This is a genomic window from Mucilaginibacter celer (assembly GCF_003576455.2).
GTDB classification, from domain to species: Bacteria; Bacteroidota; Bacteroidia; order Sphingobacteriales; family Sphingobacteriaceae; genus Mucilaginibacter; species Mucilaginibacter celer.
Genome location: NZ_CP032869.1, coordinates 5902893 through 5927042, shown reverse-complemented (window position 1 = coordinate 5927042; position 24150 = coordinate 5902893). Strand labels below are relative to the sequence as shown.

Below are 24150 nucleotides of genomic sequence, written 5' to 3'. Positions count from 1 at the left end.
AATTGATTGTTAAAAACGCCGTGATTACCTGTTTAGGATAATTAGTTATCCCATTTAAAACCTGCCACCTCAAAATTCATTTCACGCTCTCCGGCATCATAAAAATCGGCCTGCACGGTCATTTTCCGGGCCGACCGGAGGTTTTTAATCAGCCTGTCTGCATCATCTATGGCGATAACCGCGGCTCCTTCATCCGAAACCGAGGAAGCTTTGAACGCCATGGGCTGTTCATTATCAAAACCGATGGTTATGGATGAACCGTCGATACCGGCACCAAACTGGCCTTTTGAGATATTGATGAGTGCCCTGTTTTTGCGTTTGGTTTTATCGATGCTAAGGGTTACGGTCGAACCCCCATTGTGCGGAAAATCAAATTGCAAAAGGTTGTCGGCTATGATATTGGCGCTATATATTTTTTCAGGATTATTATGAGAATATACCCAACCGATACGGCCGAACGCAGGTGCCTGGTTTATGGCGATATTATTTTTTTCGGGTGTAACTCTGTCTGCAGAAAAGTTGCCGTTAGGACTGCAACAACAGAAGCAAAAAATTATAGCCGTTAAATAAAAAAATTTCATAATTGTGAGTTTGGTAAGGGGGCACGAAAATAAATTAAAAAAATAATTTTCATATTAAAATATTTACAACATTCAGGAATGAGGTAAAATGTTTTATCACGGCCTCTAACCGGGTTTTTGCTTTAATAAAGGCGCAAACTGCTAAATCATTTCAGTGATAAATAAAGCGAATAAATACTTATAGTTAATAATATTTTATTGCGGGAGATAATTAACTCTATTTAAGAATATGCCGGAACTTATAACGCGCATAAATAAAACTTTATCTTCATCAAAACTTTATTATGATTAAAATTAAGCGCCGCTACATCGGGATCAGCGTTGTCATTTCCCTTTTACTCGCCCTTTTTTTTGGATATGGATGGGTTAATAACATGGTTAGTTATAAATACGAGGTACAGGATTTTCTAAAACCGGGCCTGCAGCCTAATTCAGGCTTAGACAGCGATCAATTGGAAATTATACATGCGCTTCTTTTTTGCAAATACGCTATGATCGCTTGTTTGCTGTTGCTGGTTGGGTTACTTGTTATAAACGAAAAAGAGCCATCTTTTAAAGGCCGCATTCAATGGGTTTGAAAATTCACTATGCTAAACCCTCAATTACCTTATTTACTTTAACTACAATCTTTAACGCAAATTGCGATACTTTATAATTGGCTATAAACAAATAAGATAACAAAAAACATAGCTATATTTGTTTAAACCCCTCTCATTTTAATGAAAGCCGCCCGATTCATTTTATTAGCTGTTGTAGCATTAGCCGGGTGCAAAAAATCTGTCGACCCCAAAACCGACCCGGTGATCCCGGATACTAAAGTAACCGTAGTTGACCGTATGGAAGATTACGCTATGCTTACCTGGACCAAGCCCGATTTACCGGCCGGCGATTCGGTGCAGTATTATGTAACCCTTGATGCGGATACCATCGGGTGGCGATTAACCGGGCCACCATTTGAAATTTTCACTGCCACCGGCGACGTGCACACCGGCCAGGTAATTGCAAAAACCAGCAAGGGGCAAAAAATAGCAAGCGATTACACGTTGCTACCTTTTCATGGCACATATTTTCCTTATACCAGCGATGGAAGTTACCATAAAGTAAACGTAGCGGCCGAAGGCCGCATCTCCTGGAAAATCAGCCCCTCGCCGGGCGGTACGGTAATGCCGGCTATTAGTGGCGATACCTTATTTATAGCTTACGGGCAAGGTATAAAAGCTACCAGCATAAAAAGCTGCAACGATTACTGGGACCTTGAAACAGGCCAATCTACATGCTATTCTATTTTATACAACAAAGGCACCATTTACGCCTCGCTAAGCGGCTATCCACAACACCTTATCGCAATAAATTCAAAAACCAAAGCGATTAAATGGAGTTTTATGCCTGCCGAAGCCACCTACAATTCAAATGTTACCGATGTGGTTTCGGGAGATAAAACGCTTTTTTACGGGCTCGATTTCAGTATTTATTCGGTTGATGCCCTTACCGGCAAACAAAACTGGATGTTTACTACCGGCGGAGCTATGGGCTTCCCTGCTACAGACGGCACCAACGTATATTTTGCTACTCAAGACCGCTATCTTTACTCGTTTAACGGAAAAACAGGGCAATTAAATTGGAAATATAATTTCAGTACCGTGTTTTACAGCGGGATTACCTGCGTGCGCCAAGGAATAGTGATACAGTGCCTTGACGACAGAACAATTGCGCTTGATGCAAAAACCGGGAAGCTGCTTTGGGAAAAAGCACCATCGGGCATGCCCGATTTTAGAGGCGATACTATTTTCATGAGCCATCCCGGAGCCGTTGCCGCCCTGAATATAAAAACCGGCGCGGAGTTTTGGCAATCGCATAATGACTATTGGAGACGCGAAGATGTGATAGTAACCGATAGCCACGTATTATACACTGGCCGTGTAGGCGCCACATTTGTGAGATACAACTCCCTCAACGGCACCCAATATCATCCGTTAGATGGCTTAAACGGTATTCCTTATAACCAATCAATAGCCCTCCCCGCGCTTATTATTAACGGCAAGGTTTATTATGGTGGTTCAAGCAGTATCAAAAGATCGGCATTGGAGTAAAGGCTTATTTCTGGCATTACGATTCTTGTTTGATTACACCGATTTTGAACCGTGAGATAGATGATTGCGTTGAATTTTGTCTGAAACTGACTTGTCCTGCTATAGGTTGACACAAAAGTAGTCAGCAATGGATTATACATTAAGAAAAGCGCTTGCCATAGAAGAATATTTGGCGGGCGGCACAACATCAGCTAAATTAGGGCAGAAATACGGATTCGGAAACGCGAGCGTATCAAGATGGGTTGTGGAAGAAAAGAAAAAGAACAATAAAATAGCGCAAAGGGCAGCATCCCTTCAAGTGGCAAAAGAACGGGAGGGCATGCCAGAGGACATCAAGGCCTTACAGGAAGAGTTACGTAAAGCCCAATTGAAGATCCATCTACTGGAAGCAATGATTGATATATCGGATGAGCAGTATGGCACCGATATCAGAAAAAAAGCTGGCCCCAGGCAGTCATGAAAGTAGAACAAAGCCAGGGTTGTAGCTTATCCCTGTTATGTTCACTGTCTGGGTATTCGCGCCAAGCCTATTATAAGCGACGTTTATTGGAAGAGGAGGAACCCATCAAGGAGGAATTGCTGGTTCAGCAGGTTATCGGCTACAGGGATTTACAGCCCCGTATCGGAGGCCGTAAACTATTCTTCCTTATGACCCCTTTTATCAAGGCCCATAAATTAAAAATGGGTAGAGATCACTTTTTCAGGATGCTGGGCAAGTATGGCTTGTTGAACAAAAAGCGGCGTGGTAAACCACAAACTACTGATTCCAATCACTGGATGAAGAAATATCCCGACCTGATCAAAAACATGGTCCCTACGCGCTCAGAACAGTTATGGGTAAGTGATATCACTTACCTTGAACTCAGCAGTGAATTTGCTTATCTGAGCCTTGTAACGGATGCCTATAGCCGTAAGATCGTTGGTTTTCATGTTAGCGGGAACCTTACAGCCGAAGGCAGCATATTAGCATTGAAAATGGCTATTGAGGGGCGTCAGAATAAAGAAGAATTGATCCATCACTCAGATCGGGGAACGCAATATTGTTGCCACGATTATATAAAAACACTACAGGAGAACAACATAGATATTAGCATGACCCAAAGCGGGGATCCAAGAGACAATGCGATTGCTGAGCGGGTAAACGGGATCCTGAAAATGGAACTACTAAAGCCATCGTTCATAGATATTGAAGATGCAAGAACTGCTGTGACACAGGCAGTCAATATTTATAATTACTTACGCCCTCATAGCAGCATATCGATGTTAACACCTGCACTGGTACATACCAGAAAGTTTAAACTCAAACGCCTCTGGAGGAACAATTATAAGAGTAAACCTGCAAAAAGGGAGGAGACAGCCGGGTAGTTATCAACAACAAACGCCCGTTTTTAAAAAGAAAAAAAGAAGCAAAAAAAGAAAAACGTGTTAGGATGTGGATAACGCTACGCGTTACCCACATCCTAACACGACAAACAAACAATAATTATCTTTATTTTTATAAAATCACTGTCAACCTTTTTTAGGACAAGTCAAACTCTAATTTGGGGGAATTATTGGAATTTATCGAATCGGCCTGACATTCAGGCAATTCGCTTAATTTCAAAAATTCGAGTTCAGACAAACATTCTGTAAATTCTCAAATTCGGTAAATTCTGATTCAGACATCTTATCAAAAAGTTTACAACCCGCCGTTCCCCGCATTGGATAAAAACATAACTTTGCCCCTGCAAAATTTAATACCATGAGTTTCAGAACCGAACACGATACCATGGGCGAGGTACAGGTACCTGCCGACAAATACTGGGGAGCGCAAACCGAACGCTCACGCAATAATTTTAAAATTGGCCCCGAGGCATCAATGCCAAAGGAAATTATCGACGCATTCGCGTACCTGAAGAAAGCAGCCGCCTACACCAATACAGATTTAGGCGTATTACCTGCCGAAAAACGCGACCTGATTGCGCAAGTTTGTGATGAGATCCTGGCTGGTTCACTGGCTTCAGAGTTTCCATTAGTGATCTGGCAAACAGGCTCGGGCACACAATCAAACATGAACGTGAACGAGGTTGTAGCCAACCGCGCGCATGTACTACAAGGCAATAAACTGGGCGAAGGCAAAACTTTCATCCACCCAAATGATGACGTGAACAAATCACAATCATCAAACGATACTTACCCAACAGCCATGCACATCGCGGCATACAAAATGCTGATCGACGTGACCATCCCGGGTGTTGAGAAACTGCGCGATACTTTGCAGGCCAAATCAGAGGCTTTTAAATCGGTAGTAAAAATTGGTCGTACGCATTTGATGGATGCTACTCCGCTTACCTTAGGCCAGGAGTTTTCCGGTTATGTATCGCAACTGAACCACGGGTTGAAAGCTTTGCGTAATACGCTTGATCACCTTTCTGAACTGGCTCTTGGTGGTACTGCCGTAGGCACAGGCATCAACACCCCTAAAGGTTATGATGTAAAAGTTGCTGAATACATTGCCGAATTTACCGGCCTGCCGTTCATCACCGCCGAAAATAAATTTGAAGCCCTTGCCGCTCACGATGCTATTGTTGAGAGCCATGGTGCCTTGAAACAGATAGCGGTTTCGTTAATGAAGATAGCTAACGATATCAGGATGCTGGCTTCGGGCCCGCGTTCGGGTATTGGCGAGATCCATATTCCGGATAATGAACCAGGCTCATCAATTATGCCGGGCAAAGTTAACCCAACCCAAAATGAGGCTGTTACCATGGTAGCTGCACAGGTTATGGGTAATGATGTGGCTATCTCTATCGGCGGATCGAACGGTCATTACGAGCTGAATGTATTTAAACCGGTTATGGCTGCCAACTTCCTGCAATCGGCAAGGTTAATTGGCGATGCCTGCGTATCATTCAATGATCATTGCGCTGTAGGTATCGAGCCAAACTACGAGGGCATTAAAAAACACCTCGAAAACTCATTGATGCTGGTAACCGCGCTTAACCCGCACATCGGTTACGAAAACGCGGCAAAAATTGCCAAAACAGCACTAAAAAACGGCAACTCTCTGCGTGAAGCCGCAATTGCCTTAGGCTTACTAAGCAACGAGCAGTTTGACGAGTGGGTTCGCCCCGAAAATATGATAGGCAGTTTAAAATAAGCCTCACCCCAACCCCTCTCCTGAAGGAGAGGGGCTTTTATTTTTCGCTTATGCAAAAACGCAATAGCCTTTTCTTTTTTCTATCAAAAACTTTCGGCCTTAAGCCTTCCGCTTTCAGCTACAAAAAAACTTTCCCGCTAATTGCTTTCAGCCTTCTGCTTTCAGCTTTCGGCTCTTGCTCACGCAATCCTGATATGCAGGAACCCGGCGAGGCTAAATTACAGGGCGAGTGGCGACAGGATAGCGTACCCGGGCAAAAAAGCCTGGTAACATATTCGCTATACGACATTAAATTTAGCTGCGATTCGTTTCTTTTGAAGATCAGTACCGTGAGTAAAGTAAACTACGGTGCCGACACCTGTATGAGCAAGGGCCACTGGGACGAATTTGTGCGCGGAACATATTCGCAACGGCAAGACACCCTGCATATTAAAGGACAATTTTGTAATGCCGATGGCACGTACAAAAACGAGCAGGGCTGTTTTCGCTTTGGCGATTATGAAGAATATTTTAAACTCAGTTACCCTGCGGATTCGGCCATCCGGCTTTTAAGCACATCAAACGTAATACCCATTAACGCGCATTTAATAAAAAAAACAAGCTGCATTCCAAAACCATTGTAATGAAAACACTATTTAAAAAACTGTTACTGCTGGCAGCAGTAATTTATATCCCGATGCAAAGCATGGCCTGGGGCACCAACGGTCACCGTATTTGCGGGCAGATTGCCGATAGCTACCTGAACGCCAAAGCCCGCAAGGCCATTAAAGAAATTTTAGGCGATGAATCAATAGCCATTACCAGCAACTGGGCCGATTTTATTAAATCAGACCCTGCTTACAGCTACCTGTACAACTGGCATTTTATCAACCTCGAAAAAGCTTATACCTATCCGGAATTGCAAGCTTATTTAAAGGCCGACACCATTACCGATGCGTATACCAAGGTAAATTTCCTTACTGCCGAACTAAAGAAAAAAGCAACTACCAAAGCCAATAAATTACTTTACCTGCGCATGCTGATCCATATTGTTGAAGATTTGCACCAGCCCTTGCACACCGGCCATTTGAGCGATAAAGGCGGTAACGACGTTAAAGTAGTATGGTTTGGCAAAGAAAGTAACCTGCACTCGGTTTGGGACAGCGAACTGATAGATTTACAACAGTTAAGCTACACCGAGTACACCACTATGATTAACCATACTACGTTGGCGCAACGTACAGAATGGCAAAAAGCCCCGTTAAGTCAATGGATTTACGAAAGCAATCAAATGGCCGATAAACTTTATGCCGAAACCAAAACCGGCGATAAGCTAAGCTATAAATACAACTTTGCCCATATTGCAACCCTCAACCAGCAGCTGGTAAAAGCAGGTGTGCGTTTAGCGGGTTTACTGAACCAGGTATTTGGATAATTTAGCAAAAAACAGTTACAATAGGTAATTAATAAAAGCCCTTTAGGTGATCATCTAAAGGGCTTTCGCATTTTATGCCTGATTATGCTCCGACCACTAAACATGAAGCGAATTTCATAATACTAATAACTGCTATAAGTATTGTAATTTGATTTGCCTGCATTAGTGTACGTAAGTTTGGGATAAATAAAAACATAACAACATGCCAGTTTGCAGTTTAGGCTCTTGCATGTATTTTAAGTAAAATGCACAGTCCGGATTAAGAAGAATCAAAAACATAACTATGGAATATCAACCTAAACATCAAATCAGCCGTCGTGGGTTTATTGGCTCTGCCGGTTTGTTAGCAGCCGGGCTATGCATATCGCCTAAATGGGTTTTAGCACAGCAAAGCCCGGTAATTACTATCACCAATGCTGCCAAAACCGCAAAAATTACAATTATCAAATTGCGCGGCAATATCAGCATGTTAGAAGGATCGGGCGGTAATATAGCTGTGCTTAACGGCCCCGAAGGGAAATTGCTGGTTGACGCAGGCATTGGCGTATCAAAACCAAACATACTGAACGCACTTAACAGCATTAGTAACAAACCTATTAAATACCTTGTTAACAGCCACTGGCACTTTGACCATGCCGGCGGAAACGAATGGCTGCATAAAGCCGGAGCAACAATTATTGCGCAGGATATAACCCGTAAACACCTTGAAAAAACTACCAGGGTTGACGACTGGAATTATACTTTTTCGCCGCCTCCGGCTGCGGCACTGCCAACCGTACTTTACAAAACGGAGCACACACACCATTTTAACGGCGAGAAAATTACTATTAAAGCCTATCCGCCTGCCCACACCGATGGCGATAGCTCTATCTTTTTCCCCAATGCAAATATTCTGCACATGGCAGATACTTTTTGGAACGGATATTATCCCTTTATTGATTACTCGACTGGTGGAAATATTGCGGGCATGATCAGAGCCGCACAAATGAACATCGACAAAACAACAAAAGAAACCATCGTAATTCCCGGCCACGGTCCCGTTGGTAACCAACAGCAGTTGATCGAATTTCATGATATGCTGGTTACTATACACGCAAAAATAGCCAACATGAAAAAGCAGGGAAAACTGCTTAACGAAGTACTGGCTGCAAAACCAACAGCTGCCTACGATGCTAAATTTGGAGGCTTTGCTATTGACGGCAACTTTTTTACCAGGCTTGTTTATAAAGGAGTGTAAAAAAATTAACTAATGTAAGAAAAAAGAATTGTTATCAATTTCGGCGTTACTGTTCACCCAACAAAATTTCAACAAGTAAGCATATTTTGTTTTATCTTAAATATCAACTTTAAATGGTATCCATCTATGCTTACTTATTTACTTTCTTTAAAAATCTCTATCTTTTTCCCAATGCAAATACCCTGCATCGCCCGGTAAGCAGATTTCTGATTAACATTATTATAGGGTTACTTGCACCCATCATTTCTTGCCTCAAAAAACATTCCCTTAATATTATTTTGACAACAAGACAGCCAAATTTTTAGCGGCTTAAACCGGACTCATGTTATTTTAACACTCTTTTCGACGGTAATTACTACCTTGGCTGTTAAATTATTATAATGACCGTTTACGACAGGCTTTTAATATACTTAAACAAACATTCGTTCAGGGGAAAAGACAGATTTTACGCTTTCCTGCAAAGGTTTGGGTTTAAAAAACTACTAACTGTTAATTGCGCCTTTAATATCCGGATGAACCTCAATCCGTATGAGTACATTGACGGCATAGCCATTAAGGAGGGTTTTTACGAATCGGAAGTAACAGATGCCATATTGTTAAACCTTGGCAATAACGGTACGTTTTGGGATATTGGCGCTAACATAGGGCTGCACAGCATAGCTGTTAAAAAAAACAGGCCCGGGGTAAATGTTGTGAGTTTTGAGCCGAATCCAAAAACGCTGGGATTGCTTTATGAAAATGCAAAGCTCAACGAACTGAATATTGATATATGCGAATTTGCATTGTTTGATCAAATGCAGATCACCACACTATATATTGCCGAAGGTAATTCGGGCATGACAACAATTACGCCCTGGAACAAGCTCGACTATAAATCGACCGTAAAGTGCCAAACCTTAACAGGAAACTACCTGGTAAAAAACGGCTTTGAAATCCCCAACATTTTGAAAATTGACACCGAGGGCTCGGAATTGCAGGTAATAAATGGTTGTTCTGATTTTTTGGGCAAGCCCGAAGTTAAAGCGGTTATTTTTGAGGGGCATATGGATTTGGCAAACGACGATTCGGCAAATGAAATTGTAACTACATTAAAAGGACACGGGTTTAATATAATAACTGAACTTAAACGGAAGGAAAACACGCATCACGCGCTTTCCAACTATATTTTGCTTAAGTCGTAGTTCTCTTCTTTTGTATCTTCACAGTCACAATTAACACGTTTTTTTAATACGGACGCAAGGAGCTTTCTTCGGCGATCAAAAACTTTTACATTAAAAAATGAAAATCCTAATGGTATGCCTTGGCAATATCTGCCGTTCGCCGCTGGCGGAGGGCGTAATGCAGCACCTTTCTGATGAACATAATCTTGGCTGGCAGGTTGATTCGGCCGGAACAGGCAATTGGCACGTGGGTGAAGCGCCCGACAGGCGATCTATCCGCGCCGCACGCAATCATGGCATCGACATCAGCAAACAGGTATGCCGTCAATTTCGCCGCGCCGATTTCGAGTACTTTGATCACATTTTTGTGATGGACCGTAATAACCTGAGCGATGTTTTGAATATGGCCCGCAATGATGATCAGGCTGCTAAAGTAAAGTTATTGCTTGGCGATAAAGTGGTGCCCGATCCATATTATGATGATAGCCAGTTTGAGCCGGTTTTTGAATTGATTGAGGGTGGGTGTAAAGATATTATCGCGAAGTTGAGAGAGGTTTAAAGCTGAAGGCTGAAAGCAAAAAGTACTCAACCCATCACCCCCGCAGTCGCTCAGCTCCAGCCGAGTGACGATTATCCGCAGGCCTCTGGCCTGCACACCGTGTATGTTCGAACTTCGGCGGCCAGGGGCCGCTTCAATAGTTGCCACCCGGCTGGAGCCGGGCGGCTGCAAAACTTTATTAAAATAAAAAAGGGGATATTGAACTTGTTTCAACACCCCCTTTTTTATTTTTTCCAACTTTTATCAGGCTGCGGTGAATTCAACAAGCGCTTTTTCTATCCTGCTAATAGTTTCCTCCTTACCCAACAACACCACAATATCAAACACATGCGGGCCAAACTTACCACCAACCAACATCACGCGGAAAGGCAGCATCACATCGCCAATTTTCAAACCTTTTTCTTCGGCCAAAGCTTTAAATTTGGCTTCGAGCTCGTGCGCATCTGTAGATGTTTCGGTACTTAATTGGGCTATGTACGTATTAAAAAACTCAGTTTTAGCGTCTGTCCATTTTGGTTTAACCGCATTCAGGTCATATTCTTTAGGTTGCTCAAAAAAGAACCCTCCCTGCTGGTAAAAATCAGGGATCAATACACAACGTTCTTTTACCAGACTGATAACTCTTTCAAGATACTCTTCATCATCTATCACAATCCCTTTATCAGCCAAAACCTTACTAACTTCCGGCTTCAGACTTCCGGCTTCAGACTTCTTGATCCACTCGGCGTTGAACCATTTGGCTTTTTCAAAATCAAACTTAGCGCCCGATTTATTAACACGTTCTATCGAGAATTTTTCGATCAGTTCATCCAGTGTAAACAATTCCTGATCGGTACCATCGTTCCAGCCTAAAGTTGCCAACAGGTTAATAAAGGCCTCAGGCAAAAAGCCTAACTCGCGGAAACCGGGAGTTAATTCGCCCGTTTTAGCATCAAACCAGTTCATGGCATATACCGGGAAACCAAGGCGCGCACCGTCGCGTTTGCTTAACTTGCCATGACCATCGGGTTTTAGTATCAGTGGTAAATGCGCCCATTGCGGCATATCGGCTTTCCAGCCCAGGTATTCCCAAAGCAACAGGTGTACAGGGGCAGATGGCAACCACTCTTCACCACGGAAGGCATGGGTAATTTTCATCAGGTAATCATCAACCACTACAGCCAAATGATAGGTTGGCATGCCATCGGCCTTTAGCAACACTTTATCATCAACCAAACCGGTTTCAAAACTTACAAAACCGCGAATCATGTCATTAAAGCTGATGGTTTCTCCTTCAGGCATTTTAATCCGGATCACGTGCGGGGTACCGGCGGCAAGCAGTTCATCAACCTCGTGCTGAGGTAATGACAACGAGTTGCGCAAAGTTTGGCGATAAGCCTGCCCGTATTGAAAATTCGGAATCTCCTTACGGTTTTTATCCAATTCTTCGGCGGTATCAAAAGCGTAATAGGCATGACCTTCCATTACCAGGCGCTCAGCATATTCGCGGTAAAGCGGTTTGCGTTCGCTTTGGCGGTAGGGCGCGTAAGGGCCGCCCACTTCCGGGCTTTCATCGGCATGAAGGCCGCACCATTTAAGGCAATCTAAAATATATTGTTCGGCACCTTCCACATAGCGGGTTTGGTCGGTATCCTCAATTCGCAAAACAAAATCGCCGCCATTTTTTTTGGCGAACATGTAGTTAAATAATACGGTGCGCACGCCGCCAAGGTGTAAACCACCGGTAGGGCTGGGTGCAAAACGGACTCTTACTTTTTTATCGGTCATGATGGGGGCAAAGATAAGTTTATCTATGTGCAGTTTACAGGTGTGGATGTGCAAATTTCATATGTGCAGATATGCAGATGAAAAAAATGTTAATAATTGTTAATTGTATGACTTGAAAACTCCTTTTTAAACCATACCGCCAGTATATGAATAAACCACAAATATGTAATTGAATGCCTTAATCTGCACATTCGCACATCTGTAACCTGCACATCCACAAATCCGCACATCTGAAATTTGCACATCCTCACATCTGCACATCTGAATTAATTTTACGTTATTTGGCATGTGCCCGGCATGAACCCATATCAACATAAAAAACGTTGGAAGTATTTGCTCCTCGCCTTTGCGGTAGTGATAGCCAGCGGTTCGTTATTTTACACCAGTTATCTTGTAAAAAACATTGCTAAATCCGAGCGTACGCGTGCGCAGGTTTGGGCTATAAGTATGCGGCAGATCCTTGCTTCGGATGATAATGATTTTTTAAATTACGTGTTTGCCGTTCGGGACAGCCTCACGGTACCAGCCATTATTACCGATGGAAAGGGCGAAATAGTTACCTATCGCGGGCTTGATACTACCCGAACGTCTATCAAGCTTGAAGCAGAAACCAAAAAATATAAAAAGTACGATCCGGCTTATTTTAAAGAAGAGCTGGAGTATATGAAAGAGCAACACGCGCCCATCAAGCTTAAAGTTTTTGGCGAGGATAATTATGTTTATTATAAAGATTCGCCTTTGCTGTCGCAGCTGCGCCTGTTTCCTTATGTACAGCTTACCGTAATAGCCATATTTTTGCTGATGGCCTACACGGCATTCAGCTCCTCGCGCAAATCAGAGCAGGACAGGGTTTGGGTTGGTCTTGCTAAAGAAACGGCCCACCAGCTGGGCACGCCCATTTCGTCGCTTATTGCCTGGATTGAGTTGATGAAGGAGAAATTCAATGCCCAGGATGATGTGCTGATAGCCGAAATGGAAAACGATGTAAAACGCCTGGAAATAGTAGCAGATCGTTTCTCGAAAATTGGATCGAAGGCCGTACTGGAAGAGCACAGCGTGTACGCCGTTGTAAAAGATTTTGTTGATTACTTTAAAGTGCGCGTAAGTAAAAACATCAGCTTTGAGTTTACCGGCAACCCGCATTTAAAAGCCGGCCTTAATGTGCCTTTGTTTGATTGGGTGTTGGAAAACCTGTTAAAAAACGCAGTTAACGCTATTGAAGGTAAAGGCAGCATTAAAGTGGATATTTGCGGTAACAAGGTTAAAAACCAGGTTTTTATTGATATTACTGACACCGGTAAGGGAATTGCCCGCTCAAAATTCGATACTGTTTTTCAGCCGGGTTACACCACACGCAAACGCGGCTGGGGTCTGGGTTTATCGCTAACCAAGCGTATTATTGAAAATTACCACAACGGGCAGATTTTTGTAAAAGACTCTGAATTGGGTAAAGGCACAACTTTCAGGATTGTATTAAAAAACACACGCAATGATAAAAAAACCACAAACGGGTGATTATTCGCCTTTTGCAGCGGGATATGTGGGCCTTTTAGGCGATAATGATGTAATTGCGATGCTTGAACAGCAAATGGATTATAGCTATCAATTGTTTAACAACCTGAACAATGAGCAGGGATTATATGCCTACGAGCCCGGCAAGTGGACTGTGAAACAGGCCCTCGGCCACATGATTGATACCGAACGCACTTTTGCTTACCGCGCCATGGTTTTTTCGCGCAACAACATCGAACTTCCGGGTTTTGATCAGGACATCTATGTAAACAACACTGATTTCAATAATCAGGATATCAAAGCATTGGCCGAAGAGTTTAGGTCACTCCGCCGTGCTAACCTTTATATGGTTAAAGCCTTTAGCGATGAACAATTAGCGCGCACCGGTATCGCCAGTAACCACCTGTTTACCGTAGCTGCCTTTGTGTTTATGCTGGCCGGGCACGAGCGCCATCATTTAAATATTTTTAAAGAGCGGTATGGAATTGGATAGCCTGCTGCTTTCTTTTAATATCTCCTGTAAAAAACGCGGGTACGCAAAAAAGGCCAAACCAGGCAAAATAGTATCCCGCGTAAAAACCAATACCAGGTCCAGGGCATGCTCGAAAATATATTATTAGGCATTTCCGGCTTCCCCGTTGACGCGATCCATATCGCCCCAATTATTGGCGATATAAACATCCAGCAAGCCCAGGCACCTAAGCCCCATAAAAAGGCTTTCCAAAACTTTGGCCTCGGGCTAAATACCGCATCATAAATGATCTTATTTTCTGCGGACATGGTAACCGGGGTTTCCACAAACTGAGGAGTGCGATCGCGCCTGTCCTGACGGTCTCGTTTTGGATTGTCTTTTTTAAACTCGGTGCCACAGTAAAGGCATTTACTAACTTCCTGCGAATAATTGTATTCAAGCTGTCCGCCGCAGTTAGTGCAGGTAAGCGCTTTATTGTTTGGTAATGCCATGGTTTAAGTCCCGATTTATTTGGCGAAGATAATTGTTGGCCGCAAACAAAAAAAGCCCCGCCACAGGGCGGAGCTTAATAATTATTGGTAAAATGGCTTATAGTTTTTCAATGCGCTGATCTTCCTTATCCAGCACTTCGCGTTTTTCAATTCGGTACGATACAAATAAACCGGCTCCACCGAAGATGGCTATTAAGGATATATATAAAAAGAATGCGTCATCGTTAAAACCGTTAAACACGGCACGGTTTAAAACATAAGCTAAAAACAAACCCAAACCCGAGCCGATTAGCAACAGCCCCCATTTTAAGTTTTGATAAGGAGCCGATTGTGGTTTGTAACTCCGTGGATCGATATTTCTTTCGATCATGGCCAAATTTTCACGTTTTTTTAAGTAAACGATCCCGAAGATCATTGCGAATAAGCTGAGGGGTATTATAATTCCTGCTAATACGCCCAATTCACCTGCATGCATAATATTTAATTTTTTAAGTTATTTAATGTTGTTGTTTCTCTCTGTGTATAAATCACTCACCGTGGTGTATTTGTAAGCTATGACCACATGGTTTTTAAACAGGTTACACCCAATTTGAATTTTTTTTCACTCCCCCTTCAGGGGGTCGGGGGGCTTTATTAACTTTGCTCTTAATGATAAGTGCGGCTACTCCTTTTAACCTGCTGGGGCAGGACCTTTTATTAACACCACAAAAAGCTATTTACTGGCAGCAACAAAAAGCCCTTATTATTGCCGATGTGCATTTGGGCAAGGTAGGCCATTTCCGTAAGGCGGGCATTGCTGTACCAAGGGATATGGAGCAAAGCGACCTGGCCGTACTTTCCGATCTTATCTACGAATATCAACCCGAAAAACTGATCTTTTTAGGCGATCTTTTCCACAGTGATCTCAATAACGACTGGGATTGGTTTGTACTCTGGCGCAGCCAGTTCCCGGCTTTAAATATCATCCTGATAAAAGGCAACCATGATATTATTGCCGATAAACACTATCAAAACCTCAACGTCGAGCTTCATGATGAACTGCTGATAGGCCCTTTCCTGATGATGCACCACCCATTGCCTACCGAAGCGCAAACGCCCGAAGGCTACGTTTTTTGCGGCCACATCCACCCAGGCGTAAACCTAAGCGGCAGGGCCAGGCAAAGCATCACCTTACCATGTTTTGCCTTCGGCGACAGACAGGCGGTTTTGCCATCCTTCGGCAAGTTTACAGGCAGGGTAGCCATCCGCAGCCGCCAAACCGATAGGATTTTTGCCGTATTGAAGGATAAAGTGATCGCTATCGATTAAAATCATACCGCTCCGATATTGCTTTATTACAGATGGTTAAATGTCATGCCAGTGTATTTATAGCTTAAAACACAGCACATTGCTTTAGATTGATTCTAAATAGATTTTTGGCCTTCAATAAGCCAAAACCTCTTCTATGTTTTGTTATTTAATAAATACTTTTGCCTAATAAATCAAAATTCATAATGAGCGAATTCAAACAAACCTTAAACTCGTCGCTGGGCAAAAAGCTTATCATGGCTTTAACAGGCTTGTTTCTGTGCACATTTTTAATTGTGCATGTGGGCGGCAACCTGCTGTTGTTTAAAAACGATAACGGTTTCAGTTTTAACGTGTATGCCAACTTCCTTACGCATTTTCCGCCTATTGAAGTGATAGCATACTTGTTGTACCTTTCCATTTTAGTGCATGCACTATACGGTTTGATCCTGACTGTCAAAAACCGTAAAGCCCGCCCGGTGCGTTACGCCGTAGCGGCAAAGTCTGATGCCTCATGGTCGTCAAAAAACATGGGCCTTTTAGGTTCTATCATGTTCCTTTTCATCGTTATCCACATGGGCGATTTTTGGTTCCGTTACCATAACGATAAAAACATGGGCTTTAAAGAGTACCGTACCGATCTGGCTACCGGCGTAACAACCGATGCTGAATACAAACCGGTAAGTGCCGATTTCAGCCACTCGGTATCAACCGAAAACAATGTTGAAATTGTAAGGGTGAAAGATTTGCACGCACGCGTATCCGAAAGCTTCAGCAACCTTATTTACGTTATATTTTACGTAATAGCTATGGGCGCTGTGGCATTCCACTTGCTGCATGGTTTCCAGAGCGCGTTCCGCACGCTGGGCTGGGTACACCGTAAATATACCCCGGTAGTTTATTTTATTGGCACATGGCTGTTCGCGGTTATTATTCCGCTGGCTTTTGCTGCCATGCCGGTATATTATTACTTTTTATCAACCCAGGGAGCTCACTAAGTTAGCTGGCCAAAAGCCACAAACATAAATATCAATAAGAGATGACATTAGATGCTAAAATTCCTCAAGGCCCATTAGCCGAAAAATGGAGCAAGCATAAATTTGATCTGAAGCTGGTTAACCCCGCCAATAAGCGTAAATACGACATCATTGTTGTAGGTACTGGTTTGGCCGGAGCTTCGGCGGCTGCCACTTTAGCCGAGTTGGGTTACAATGTTAAGGCGTTTTGTTTTCAGGATAGCCCACGCCGTGCACATTCTATCGCTGCGCAGGGTGGTATCAATGCCGCTAAAAATTACCAGAATGACGGCGACAGCGTTTTCCGTTTATTTTACGATACGATTAAAGGTGGCGATTACCGCGCCCGCGAAGCCAACGTTTACCGTTTGGCCCAGGTTTCGGTAAATATCATCGACCAGTGCGTTGCACAAGGTGTGCCATTTGCCCGCGAATACGGCGGCTTGCTGGATAACCGTTCATTCGGTGGTTCGCAGGTATCGCGTACTTTCTACGCGAGGGGACAAACGGGACAACAATTATTATTAGGTGCTTACTCTGCGCTTAACCGCCAAATCCATGCCGGTAAAGTGAAAATGTACACCCGCCATGAGATGTTAGATGTGGTAACTATTGATGGCCATGCCAAAGGTATTGTTACCCGTAACATGCTTACCGGCGCTATCGATACACATGCAGGCCATGCGGTATTATTATGTACCGGTGGATACAGCAACGTGTTCTACCTGTCAACAAACGCGATAGGATCTAACGTAACGGCAGCCTGGAGGGCACACAAACGTGGTGCTTTCTTCGGTAACCCTTGCTATACTCAAATTCACCCAACCTGTATCCCGGTAACCGGCGATCACCAGTCGAAGCTTACGCTAATGTCTGAATCGTTACGTAACGACGGTAGGGTATGGGCGCCTAAAACGGTTGAAATTGCCGAGCAATTGCGCAAAGGCACATTGAAAGCCGACCAGGTTAAAGAGGATGACCGCGATTACTTCTTAGAGCGTAAATACCCGGCCTTCGGTAACCTTGTTCCGCGCGACGTGGCTTCACGTAACGCTAAAGAAATGGTTGAAGAGGGCAAAGGAGTGGGTGGCTCGGGCTTCGCGGTATTCCTTGACTTTGCGGATGCGATTAAGCGTTTAGGCGAAGAAACCGTTAAAGCCAAATACGGTAACCTGTTTGATATGTACATCCAGATCACCGACGAGAACCCTTATAAACAACCAATGCGTATTTACCCTGCGGTACACTATACCATGGGCGGCCTTTGGGTTGATTATAACCTGAGCACTACCATCCCTGGTTTATATGCTTTGGGCGAGTGTAACTTCTCCGATCACGGCGCTAACCGCCTTGGTGCTTCGGCGTTGATGCAGGGTTTGTCTGACGGTTACTTTGTGATCCCTTATACCCTTGGCGATTACCTTGCTAAAATTGGCCCTAAAAAGGTTGATACCAGCCACCCTGCTTTTGAGCAAACCAAACAGGATGTTATTGCGCATGTAAATAAATTATTATCGCTTAAAGGCACTAAAACTACCAACGAGTACCACCGCGAACTTGGCCACATTATGTGGGAGTACTGCGGCATGGCCCGTACAGATGAAGGTTTAAGAAAAGCAAAAGGTTTGATCCAGGCATTGAAAGCAGATTTCTGGAAAAACGCTATCGTAACCGGCGAGAACGAAGAAGTAAACGCTTCGTTAGAGAGAGCCGGCCGCGTAGCCGATTTCATCGAACTGGGCGAGCTGATGATCGACGACGCATTGATGCGTAAAGAATCATGCGGTGGCCACTTCAGGGTTGAATCGCAAACTGCCGATGGTGAAGCCTTACGTGACGACGAAAACTTCGCGTTCGTAGCTGCCTGGGAGTTTAAAGGCGAAAATCAGCCGGAAGAGTTACATAAAGAACAGCTGACATTTGAAGCAGTTCATTTATCACAACGTAATTACGCTTAGTGAATAGTTGATTAGGTGAATGGTTGATTAAATTAACAGACCACTCACCTAATCAACCGCTCACTCAATCAACAAAAAACAACGATAACTCAAATCTAAAACAAAGATGAGTAACGGAAATATGAACCTGACGCTTAAAGTATGGCGTCAAAAAAATGCTCAAACCGCGGGTAAATTTGTAAGCTACAAAGCTGAAAGCATTTCGCCTGATATGTCGTTCCTTGAAATGCTCGACGTGGTTAACGAAAGCCTGACCCACAAAGGCGAAGAGCCAATTAACTTTGATCACGACTGCCGCGAAGGTATTTGCGGTATGTGTTCGTTATATATCAACGGTCACCCGCACGGCCCAAAACGCGGTATCACTACCTGCCAGTTGCACATGCGTACGTTTCATGATGGCGAAACCATCACCATCGAACCATGGCGCGCGGAAGCTTTCCCTATCGTAAAAGATTTAGCGGTTGACCGCTCTGCTTTCGACAGGATCCAACAAGCCGGTGGTTACGTATCGGTAAACACAGGCGGTGTACCTGATGGTAACGCTATCCCGATCCCTAAGGTTATTGCCGACGAGGCTTTCAACTCGGCTACCTGTATTGGTTGCGGTGCTTGTGTTGCGGCTTGTAAAAACGCTTCGGCTATGCTGTTCGTTTCGGCTAAAATTACCCAGTTGGGCTTATTACCGCAAGGCCAGCCAGAGCGCTACCGTCGTGTACAATCAATGGTTGCCCAGATGGACGAAGAAGGTTTTGGTAGCTGTACCAATACCGGTGCCTGCGAAGCTGAGTGCCCTAAAGAAATTAAGCTTACCAACATTGCCCGCATGAACAACGATTTCTTCAGCGCGAAACTGTTCAGGCAGGAAGAAATCCACGAACAAAATCATTAATTGATTTTTGTTTAGATATTGATAGCGGCCCGGTTTATCCGGGCCGTTTTTTGTTTTAAAGATTTGCCCTGCCTACACTCTCCATCACGTCATTGCGAGTAATAAAAGCCGAGGCCTCTGAAAGAAATATGACATTTGACCCTTTGTCATGCTGAGGTACGAAGCATCTTCTTCGCCCAGTATAACGGCCATTCTTATTGAAGAAGATCCTTCGCTATCGCTCAGCAATGACGTGGTGGATCATTTTCGCTCTATTAGGGCGTTTCACCTGTTACAAGAAACTTATTCGGCCACATCAATAACCAATTTACCATTAGCCTTACCGTTTTCCAATATCTCATGCGCTTCATTAGCGGTAGCCAAAGTAAACTTGCGTTCATCAACCAATGGGATCAATTTACCCGCTTCAGCCAGTTTGGTAGCGTCTTCCATAATCTCGCCATGATGTTTCCGGCCTTTACCGGTAATCATCGGCATCAATGTAAATACTCCCGAATAAGTAGCACCACGGAAAGATAATGGAGCCAGTTTATGCTCGCCCCAACCCAAACAGCTTACCACGTGGCCGGTATAAAAACGCGCAGCGGCAAATGAAGCATCTAAGGTAGCGCCGCCAAGGGTATCATAAACAATATCAAATCCCTCACCGCCGGTATATTCATTCACATACTGATCAACTGTTTTTTCGCGGTAATCAATAAATGTAGCGCCAATGCTTTCAATATATTGTTGCTGGGCGGCGCTGCCTGTAGCATATACCTCGGCACCATATGCTTTGGCTATTTGCACGGCTAAATGGCCAACACCACCGGCACCGCCATGTACCAATACTTTTTGGCCGGCCTCTACTTTTGCCCTGTCAACCAAGCCTTCCCAGGCGGTGATGAAATTAAGCGGCATTGACGCCGATTGGCGCATGTTTAACGTTGATGGCTTTACGGCTAACAGATCAGCATCAAAAGCGCTGTATTGGGCATAAGTGCCTTGCAAGCCGCCAATGCCACCGGCAAGGCCGTAAACTTCGTCGCCCACTTTAAAACGGGTAACACCAGCGCCAACGGCTTCAACAACGCCTGCAAAATCCATCCCTAAAATAGCCGGTAGCGGTTGTTTGGCGTGGCCGCCTTTACCTGTCCTAATTTTATTATCCAGTACGCTTACACCGCTGGCTTTAATTCTTACCAATACCTGGCCTTCGGCGGCAATGGGGCGTTCAACCTGGTTTAATGTAAATGAGGCGTTTGCTTCGGGAGCTATAAGGGCTTGCATGGTTGTTGTATCTTGAGTTTTCATTGTGTTTGTGTTTTGTTGTTTAATTACAATGCAAAATTATACAAGGGCATGCCCCTTAGCCTTGTACAATCCCTCGTAACATTTGTACATTTACACTATGGTAAAAGATAATTTATACCAGCCCTTCGAGATTGTTTTGCGCGAGCCTCTTGCCGCCTGCCCGCGAAGCGAGCATTCGCATAGCTTTTTCGAGTTTATCTATATCGTAAGTGGCAGTGGGAAGCAGTGCATCAACAAAAGCAAATTCGCTTATAAACCCGGTCATTTGTTTTTGCTTACGCCTAATGATTCGCATTACTTCGAGATCCAAACCGAAACGCAGTTCCTGTTTATCCGCTTTAACCCCCTTTATGTTAAAAACAGCGCGCTCACAGGTGAGATGGCCCAACACCTCGATTTCCTGTTGAAAAACGCGGGCCAGGCACCCGGCTGTATTTTAAAAACAGATGAAGATAAAGCTGTTGTAAAACCTATTATGCAGGCCATCATCAATGAAAAACAAAAAAGCGGACTATATAGCAAAGCGCTTTTACAGCAGTATATTAACACCGTTATTGTAATAGCGGCACGCAATGTTGCCATGAACATGCCCGACGAAGTTGATGAAAACACCGAGGATAAAACATTAGACATTTTGCAATACATCCAGGCCAATATCTATTTCCCCGAAAAGCTGAAAGCAGATGTTATTGCCGATAAAATGGGGATCTCCGAAACATACCTCGGCAGGTATTTTAAAAAACATACCAGCGAAACCATGCAGCAGTACATCATCAACTACAAACTTAAACTCATCGAGAACCGCTTACTGCATACCAGCATGCGCATGGCCGAAATAGCCAACGAGCTTGGTTTTAATGATGAAAGCCACCTGAATAGGATTTTTAAAAAATACAGGAATGTAAATCCATCAGAATTTAGAAAGACAAGGCAAGGTGATCAGAGTAACGAAAGTTAATCGGATGCATCTTCCAGTTGAACTAACCACCATTCACCTTTAATACATTTAAAATAATGGTATACTGATACCCCGGTATCTTCAATCATCAATTGTACAGTTACAGGTGTTTTACTGGCCTGTTGTTTTCGTATAATTATATTCCCTTTTTGAATCAGTTTAACTCGTTTCCAATCCTTTTTTAGAACAAAGCGAGCTGGCGCCTGCTTTCCTTCCTCGTCGGGCGACTCTATTATTTTAAAAGGGAATTTAACTCTTGAAAGTTGAAAACCCGAATCGGTATTAAATTTCTTAAGAAACTGATCAAAGTTTTCAGGAATGCTACTATCAATGGGTTTATTTGATCTTTTAAGGCTTTTGTTAATTTGACCCGTCGCGTTTATACTACAAAACAATATCAACGTCATAATTGACAGCACAGGGAAGCGAGATTGCTTTTTAAAGCTAATTTTCATGATCTGGTTTAGAATAAACATATAAGGCTACAAAACTATTTGTTATTCCACTAAAAACAATAATCAACTTTAATAAGTTGCTTTTTTGCTTTCCGTCTTAGCGCGTTTGCGTGTTTATAAACTTTCTATCATTTTTTAAAAAGCTATTTTATTGAGGCTAAAAACAACCATTAACATCAAGTTAACCCCGTATTAACAATGTTAATTCCAACATAAATTAACAATTTAATTAAAATACCTTTAAAAAATTCAAAATAATTTGCTTTTTTATCAAAAACACTTCATAAATTACAATTCTTAAAGATAACTGATTGTCAATTTTTAAACTATTGTAATTTTTTCATGGAAGAATCAGCTTATTTTGATAAATACAGCCCGATTGACAACGTTTGGGACGAAATGTATGGCCTTGATGCTAATGTTCGCGAACATTATCGCAAGGTTATTGATTACATTTCGAAAGAATCGGCTGACGACCTGAACAAAAAAGAGGAGCTTGCCAAACGACTTTTCATGAGCCAGGGCATTACCTTCACCGTATATAACAGCGGCGAAGGCATTGAAAAAATTTTTCCTTTCGATATTATCCCCCGTATCATTACGGCGAGCGAATGGGCTTTTGTTGAGAGGGGCATTAAACAGCGCCTCACAGCGCTCAATCTTTTCCTGAAAGATATTTACCATAACCAGTTTATTGTTAAAGACGGTATTGTACCTATAGATATCATTTACTCTTGTCCGCATTTTTTGCGCGAGATGTATCAACTCCAGGTGCCTTATGATATTTATGTACACATTTCAGGTATCGACCTGATCCGCGACAATGACGGTACCTTTTATGTACTGGAAGACAACCTGCGCACCCCATCGGGCGTAAGCTATATGCTCGAAAACAGGGAGATCACAAAGCGCCTATTCCCCGATCTGTTGCCGCAATGCAGCGTACGCAGCGTTACCGAATATCCATCTATCTTATATAAAAACCTGCTGGCGCTATCGCCAAGGCAGGTTCAGAACCCAACCATCGTGCTGCTCACACCAGGCATTTACAACTCGGCCTATTTTGAGCATACCACGCTGGCCAGGTTGATGGGCGTTGAATTGGTTGAAGGCCGCGATTTGGTGGTGAACAACCATAAGGTATACATGAAAACCACCACCGGCCTGCAGCAGGTGGATGTGATCTATCGGAGGGTGGATGACGAGTTTTTGGATCCGCTGGTGTTTAACCCCGAAAGTATGCTGGGCGTAGCCGGGCTAATGGGCGCTTATCGTAAAGGCAATGTTGCCATTGTAAACGCCACCGGGACCGGCGTTGCCGACGATAAGGCCGTTTATGCCTACGTGCCGGATATGATTCGCTACTACCTGAACGAAGAGCCAATACTCAAAAACGTACCAACCCACCAACTGGGCAACCCTGATGAGCGCGAGCATGTGTTTAAAAACCTCAACACTATGGTGGTTAAAAAAACTAACGGCAGCGGTGGCTACGGCATGCTGATGGGGCACGCGGCAAGCGAACAGGAAATTGAAGAATACAAGAAAGAAATACTAAAAGATCCGCGTAACTTCATAGCGCAGCCAACCATTAACCTATCGGCAGCGCCGTGTTACATGCAAGGCTCATTAAAACCCCGCAGGGTTGATTTAAGGCCCTACGCGCTGTACGGACCGGATGGTATTGAGATAGTGCCGGGCGGCTTAACCCGCGTGGCACTGAAAGAAGGATCGTTGGTGGTTAACAGCTCGCAGGGCGGCGGAAGTAAGGATACGTGGGTATTAACCTGAGGCGAAAGGATAAAGGTGAAAGGCAAAAGGTTTTAATCAATTAAAAAATAAAGGGTGCGGACAAATAAATCCGAAATC

23 protein-coding genes are annotated in these 24150 nt (G+C 43.6%); 17 read left to right on the top strand and 6 right to left on the bottom strand.

The annotated features are described in order from the left end of the window. Nucleotides 1–41: 41 nt before the first annotated feature. Nucleotides 42–581 carry a hypothetical protein gene (locus HYN43_RS24590; protein WP_119406545.1) on the bottom strand — a complete coding sequence of 180 codons (540 nt, stop codon included), beginning with the start codon at nucleotides 579–581 and terminating at the stop codon, nucleotides 42–44. A 719-nt stretch (nucleotides 582–1300) separates the two neighbouring features. On the opposite strand from HYN43_RS24590, the gene HYN43_RS24580 reads away from it, so the two are divergent. The 9 genes from HYN43_RS24580 (at nucleotide 1301) to HYN43_RS24540 (ending at nucleotide 10180) form a co-directional block, all read left to right on the top strand. Further along, nucleotides 1301–2671 (top strand): outer membrane protein assembly factor BamB family protein, encoded by a 1371-nt coding sequence (locus HYN43_RS24580; RefSeq protein WP_119406543.1) that lies wholly within the window; start codon nucleotides 1301–1303, stop codon nucleotides 2669–2671. Nucleotides 2672–2798: 127 nt separating this feature from the next. Beyond that, nucleotides 2799–3131: a hypothetical protein gene (locus HYN43_RS24575; RefSeq protein ID WP_119406542.1), complete on the top strand. Its 333-nt coding sequence runs from the start codon at nucleotides 2799–2801 to the stop codon at nucleotides 3129–3131. Continuing rightward, complete coding sequence (locus HYN43_RS24570) at nucleotides 3128–4036, top strand: IS3 family transposase (protein ID WP_119406541.1); 909 nt, start codon at nucleotides 3128–3130, stop codon at nucleotides 4034–4036. Before HYN43_RS24575 ends, HYN43_RS24570 begins: the two co-directional genes overlap by 4 nt. Nucleotides 4037–4412: 376 nt before the next feature. Then, nucleotides 4413–5810, top strand: a complete 1398-nt coding sequence (gene fumC / locus HYN43_RS24565) for a class II fumarate hydratase (protein WP_119406540.1) — start codon at nucleotides 4413–4415, stop codon at nucleotides 5808–5810. 50 nt (nucleotides 5811–5860) lie between these two features. Beyond that, complete coding sequence (locus HYN43_RS24560; protein ID WP_119406539.1) at nucleotides 5861–6433, top strand: hypothetical protein; 573 nt, start codon at nucleotides 5861–5863, stop codon at nucleotides 6431–6433. Continuing rightward, complete coding sequence (locus tag HYN43_RS24555; protein WP_119406538.1) at nucleotides 6433–7224, top strand: S1/P1 nuclease; 792 nt, start codon at nucleotides 6433–6435, stop codon at nucleotides 7222–7224. Before HYN43_RS24560 ends, HYN43_RS24555 begins: the two co-directional genes overlap by 1 nt. Nucleotides 7225–7507: 283 nt before the next feature. Continuing rightward, complete coding sequence (locus HYN43_RS24550; RefSeq protein ID WP_119406537.1) at nucleotides 7508–8461, top strand: MBL fold metallo-hydrolase; 954 nt, start codon at nucleotides 7508–7510, stop codon at nucleotides 8459–8461. A 380-nt stretch (nucleotides 8462–8841) separates the two neighbouring features. Then, nucleotides 8842–9642, top strand: a complete 801-nt coding sequence (locus HYN43_RS24545) for an FkbM family methyltransferase (RefSeq protein WP_119406536.1) — start codon at nucleotides 8842–8844, stop codon at nucleotides 9640–9642. A 97-nt stretch (nucleotides 9643–9739) separates the two neighbouring features. After that, complete coding sequence (locus HYN43_RS24540) at nucleotides 9740–10180, top strand: low molecular weight protein-tyrosine-phosphatase (RefSeq protein ID WP_119406535.1); 441 nt, start codon at nucleotides 9740–9742, stop codon at nucleotides 10178–10180. Between the two features lie 243 nt (nucleotides 10181–10423). Here the strand turns inward: HYN43_RS24540 and gltX are convergent, their stop codons facing one another. Continuing rightward, nucleotides 10424–11947 (bottom strand): glutamate--tRNA ligase, encoded by a 1524-nt coding sequence (gltX, locus tag HYN43_RS24535; protein WP_119406534.1) that lies wholly within the window; start codon nucleotides 11945–11947, stop codon nucleotides 10424–10426. 297 nt (nucleotides 11948–12244) lie between these two features. Here gltX and HYN43_RS24530 point away from each other — a divergent pair, with 297 nt between their 5' ends. Further along, complete coding sequence (locus HYN43_RS24530; protein ID WP_119406533.1) at nucleotides 12245–13462, top strand: sensor histidine kinase; 1218 nt, start codon at nucleotides 12245–12247, stop codon at nucleotides 13460–13462. Continuing rightward, entirely contained in the window at nucleotides 13437–13952 is a 516-nt protein-coding gene (locus tag HYN43_RS24525) for a DinB family protein (RefSeq protein ID WP_119406532.1), read from the top strand. Before HYN43_RS24530 ends, HYN43_RS24525 begins: the two co-directional genes overlap by 26 nt. Nucleotides 13953–13966: 14 nt before the next feature. On the opposite strand, the gene HYN43_RS24520 is transcribed toward HYN43_RS24525, so the two are convergent. Continuing rightward, on the bottom strand, nucleotides 13967–14422 hold the full coding sequence (locus HYN43_RS24520; RefSeq protein WP_119406531.1) for a DUF1129 domain-containing protein: 456 nt from the start codon (nucleotides 14420–14422) through the stop codon (nucleotides 13967–13969). 97 nt (nucleotides 14423–14519) lie between these two features. Continuing rightward, nucleotides 14520–14897, bottom strand: a complete 378-nt coding sequence (locus HYN43_RS24515; protein ID WP_342633817.1) for a DUF6249 domain-containing protein — start codon at nucleotides 14895–14897, stop codon at nucleotides 14520–14522. Nucleotides 14898–15070: 173 nt separating this feature from the next. Between HYN43_RS24515 and pdeM the strand changes: the two genes are divergently transcribed. The 4 genes from pdeM to HYN43_RS24495 all read left to right on the top strand — a co-directional run bounded on the left by pdeM (nucleotide 15071) and on the right by HYN43_RS24495 (nucleotide 19575). Further along, nucleotides 15071–15730 carry a ligase-associated DNA damage response endonuclease PdeM gene (pdeM, locus tag HYN43_RS24510; RefSeq protein WP_119406529.1) on the top strand — a complete coding sequence of 220 codons (660 nt, stop codon included), beginning with the start codon at nucleotides 15071–15073 and terminating at the stop codon, nucleotides 15728–15730. 185 nt (nucleotides 15731–15915) lie between these two features. Continuing rightward, a complete protein-coding gene (locus HYN43_RS24505) occupies nucleotides 15916–16707 on the top strand; it encodes a succinate dehydrogenase cytochrome b subunit (RefSeq protein WP_119406528.1) in 792 nt (263 codons plus the stop codon). Nucleotides 16708–16748: 41 nt separating this feature from the next. Beyond that, entirely contained in the window at nucleotides 16749–18683 is a 1935-nt protein-coding gene (locus HYN43_RS24500) for a fumarate reductase/succinate dehydrogenase flavoprotein subunit (RefSeq protein WP_119406527.1), read from the top strand. Between the two features lie 106 nt (nucleotides 18684–18789). Then, the gene (locus HYN43_RS24495; protein WP_119406526.1) at nucleotides 18790–19575 is read left to right on the top strand and encodes a succinate dehydrogenase/fumarate reductase iron-sulfur subunit; all 786 of its coding nucleotides are present in this window, start codon (nucleotides 18790–18792) and stop codon (nucleotides 19573–19575) included. Between the two features lie 282 nt (nucleotides 19576–19857). Here the strand turns inward: HYN43_RS24495 and HYN43_RS24490 are convergent, their stop codons facing one another. Beyond that, complete coding sequence (locus HYN43_RS24490; protein ID WP_205589822.1) at nucleotides 19858–20868, bottom strand: zinc-dependent alcohol dehydrogenase family protein; 1011 nt, start codon at nucleotides 20866–20868, stop codon at nucleotides 19858–19860. Nucleotides 20869–20965: 97 nt separating this feature from the next. Between HYN43_RS24490 and HYN43_RS24485 the strand changes: the two genes are divergently transcribed. Beyond that, nucleotides 20966–21826: an AraC family transcriptional regulator gene (locus HYN43_RS24485; protein WP_119406525.1), complete on the top strand. Its 861-nt coding sequence runs from the start codon at nucleotides 20966–20968 to the stop codon at nucleotides 21824–21826. Here HYN43_RS24485 and HYN43_RS24480 read toward each other — a convergent pair. After that, entirely contained in the window at nucleotides 21823–22281 is a 459-nt protein-coding gene (locus tag HYN43_RS24480; protein ID WP_162996616.1) for a DUF4348 domain-containing protein, read from the bottom strand. The two genes, HYN43_RS24485 and HYN43_RS24480, sit on opposite strands and share 4 nt — an antisense overlap. 342 nt (nucleotides 22282–22623) lie before the next feature. Between HYN43_RS24480 and HYN43_RS24475 the strand changes: the two genes are divergently transcribed. After that, nucleotides 22624–24072, top strand: coding sequence for a circularly permuted type 2 ATP-grasp protein (locus HYN43_RS24475; RefSeq protein ID WP_119406523.1), 1449 nt, complete (start codon nucleotides 22624–22626; stop codon nucleotides 24070–24072). Nucleotides 24073–24150 lie beyond the last annotated feature (78 nt).

What these genes read in the sequence shown, in the direction of transcription:
- HYN43_RS24590 (WP_119406545.1), bottom strand. Translation starts at nt 581, where the DNA reads ATGAAATTTTTTTATTTAACGGCTATAATTTTTTGCTTCTGTTGTTGC.
- HYN43_RS24580 (WP_119406543.1), top strand. Translation starts at nt 1,301, where the DNA reads ATGAAAGCCGCCCGATTCATTTTATTAGCTGTTGTAGCATTAGCCGGG.
- HYN43_RS24575 (WP_119406542.1), top strand. Translation starts at nt 2,799, where the DNA reads ATGGATTATACATTAAGAAAAGCGCTTGCCATAGAAGAATATTTGGCG.
- HYN43_RS24570 (WP_119406541.1), top strand. Translation starts at nt 3,128, where the DNA reads ATGAAAGTAGAACAAAGCCAGGGTTGTAGCTTATCCCTGTTATGTTCA.
- fumC (WP_119406540.1), top strand. Translation starts at nt 4,413, where the DNA reads ATGAGTTTCAGAACCGAACACGATACCATGGGCGAGGTACAGGTACCT.
- HYN43_RS24560 (WP_119406539.1), top strand. Translation starts at nt 5,861, where the DNA reads ATGCAAAAACGCAATAGCCTTTTCTTTTTTCTATCAAAAACTTTCGGC.
- HYN43_RS24555 (WP_119406538.1), top strand. Translation starts at nt 6,433, where the DNA reads ATGAAAACACTATTTAAAAAACTGTTACTGCTGGCAGCAGTAATTTAT.
- HYN43_RS24550 (WP_119406537.1), top strand. Translation starts at nt 7,508, where the DNA reads ATGGAATATCAACCTAAACATCAAATCAGCCGTCGTGGGTTTATTGGC.
- HYN43_RS24545 (WP_119406536.1), top strand. Translation starts at nt 8,842, where the DNA reads ATGACCGTTTACGACAGGCTTTTAATATACTTAAACAAACATTCGTTC.
- HYN43_RS24540 (WP_119406535.1), top strand. Translation starts at nt 9,740, where the DNA reads ATGAAAATCCTAATGGTATGCCTTGGCAATATCTGCCGTTCGCCGCTG.
- gltX (WP_119406534.1), bottom strand. Translation starts at nt 11,947, where the DNA reads ATGACCGATAAAAAAGTAAGAGTCCGTTTTGCACCCAGCCCTACCGGT.
- HYN43_RS24530 (WP_119406533.1), top strand. Translation starts at nt 12,245, where the DNA reads ATGAACCCATATCAACATAAAAAACGTTGGAAGTATTTGCTCCTCGCC.
- HYN43_RS24525 (WP_119406532.1), top strand. Translation starts at nt 13,437, where the DNA reads ATGATAAAAAAACCACAAACGGGTGATTATTCGCCTTTTGCAGCGGGA.
- HYN43_RS24520 (WP_119406531.1), bottom strand. Translation starts at nt 14,422, where the DNA reads ATGGCATTACCAAACAATAAAGCGCTTACCTGCACTAACTGCGGCGGA.
- HYN43_RS24515 (WP_342633817.1), bottom strand. Translation starts at nt 14,897, where the DNA reads ATGCATGCAGGTGAATTGGGCGTATTAGCAGGAATTATAATACCCCTC.
- pdeM (WP_119406529.1), top strand. Translation starts at nt 15,071, where the DNA reads ATGATAAGTGCGGCTACTCCTTTTAACCTGCTGGGGCAGGACCTTTTA.
- HYN43_RS24505 (WP_119406528.1), top strand. Translation starts at nt 15,916, where the DNA reads ATGAGCGAATTCAAACAAACCTTAAACTCGTCGCTGGGCAAAAAGCTT.
- HYN43_RS24500 (WP_119406527.1), top strand. Translation starts at nt 16,749, where the DNA reads ATGACATTAGATGCTAAAATTCCTCAAGGCCCATTAGCCGAAAAATGG.
- HYN43_RS24495 (WP_119406526.1), top strand. Translation starts at nt 18,790, where the DNA reads ATGAGTAACGGAAATATGAACCTGACGCTTAAAGTATGGCGTCAAAAA.
- HYN43_RS24490 (WP_205589822.1), bottom strand. Translation starts at nt 20,868, where the DNA reads ATGAAAACTCAAGATACAACAACCATGCAAGCCCTTATAGCTCCCGAA.
- HYN43_RS24485 (WP_119406525.1), top strand. Translation starts at nt 20,966, where the DNA reads ATGGTAAAAGATAATTTATACCAGCCCTTCGAGATTGTTTTGCGCGAG.
- HYN43_RS24480 (WP_162996616.1), bottom strand. Translation starts at nt 22,281, where the DNA reads ATGAAAATTAGCTTTAAAAAGCAATCTCGCTTCCCTGTGCTGTCAATT.
- HYN43_RS24475 (WP_119406523.1), top strand. Translation starts at nt 22,624, where the DNA reads ATGGAAGAATCAGCTTATTTTGATAAATACAGCCCGATTGACAACGTT.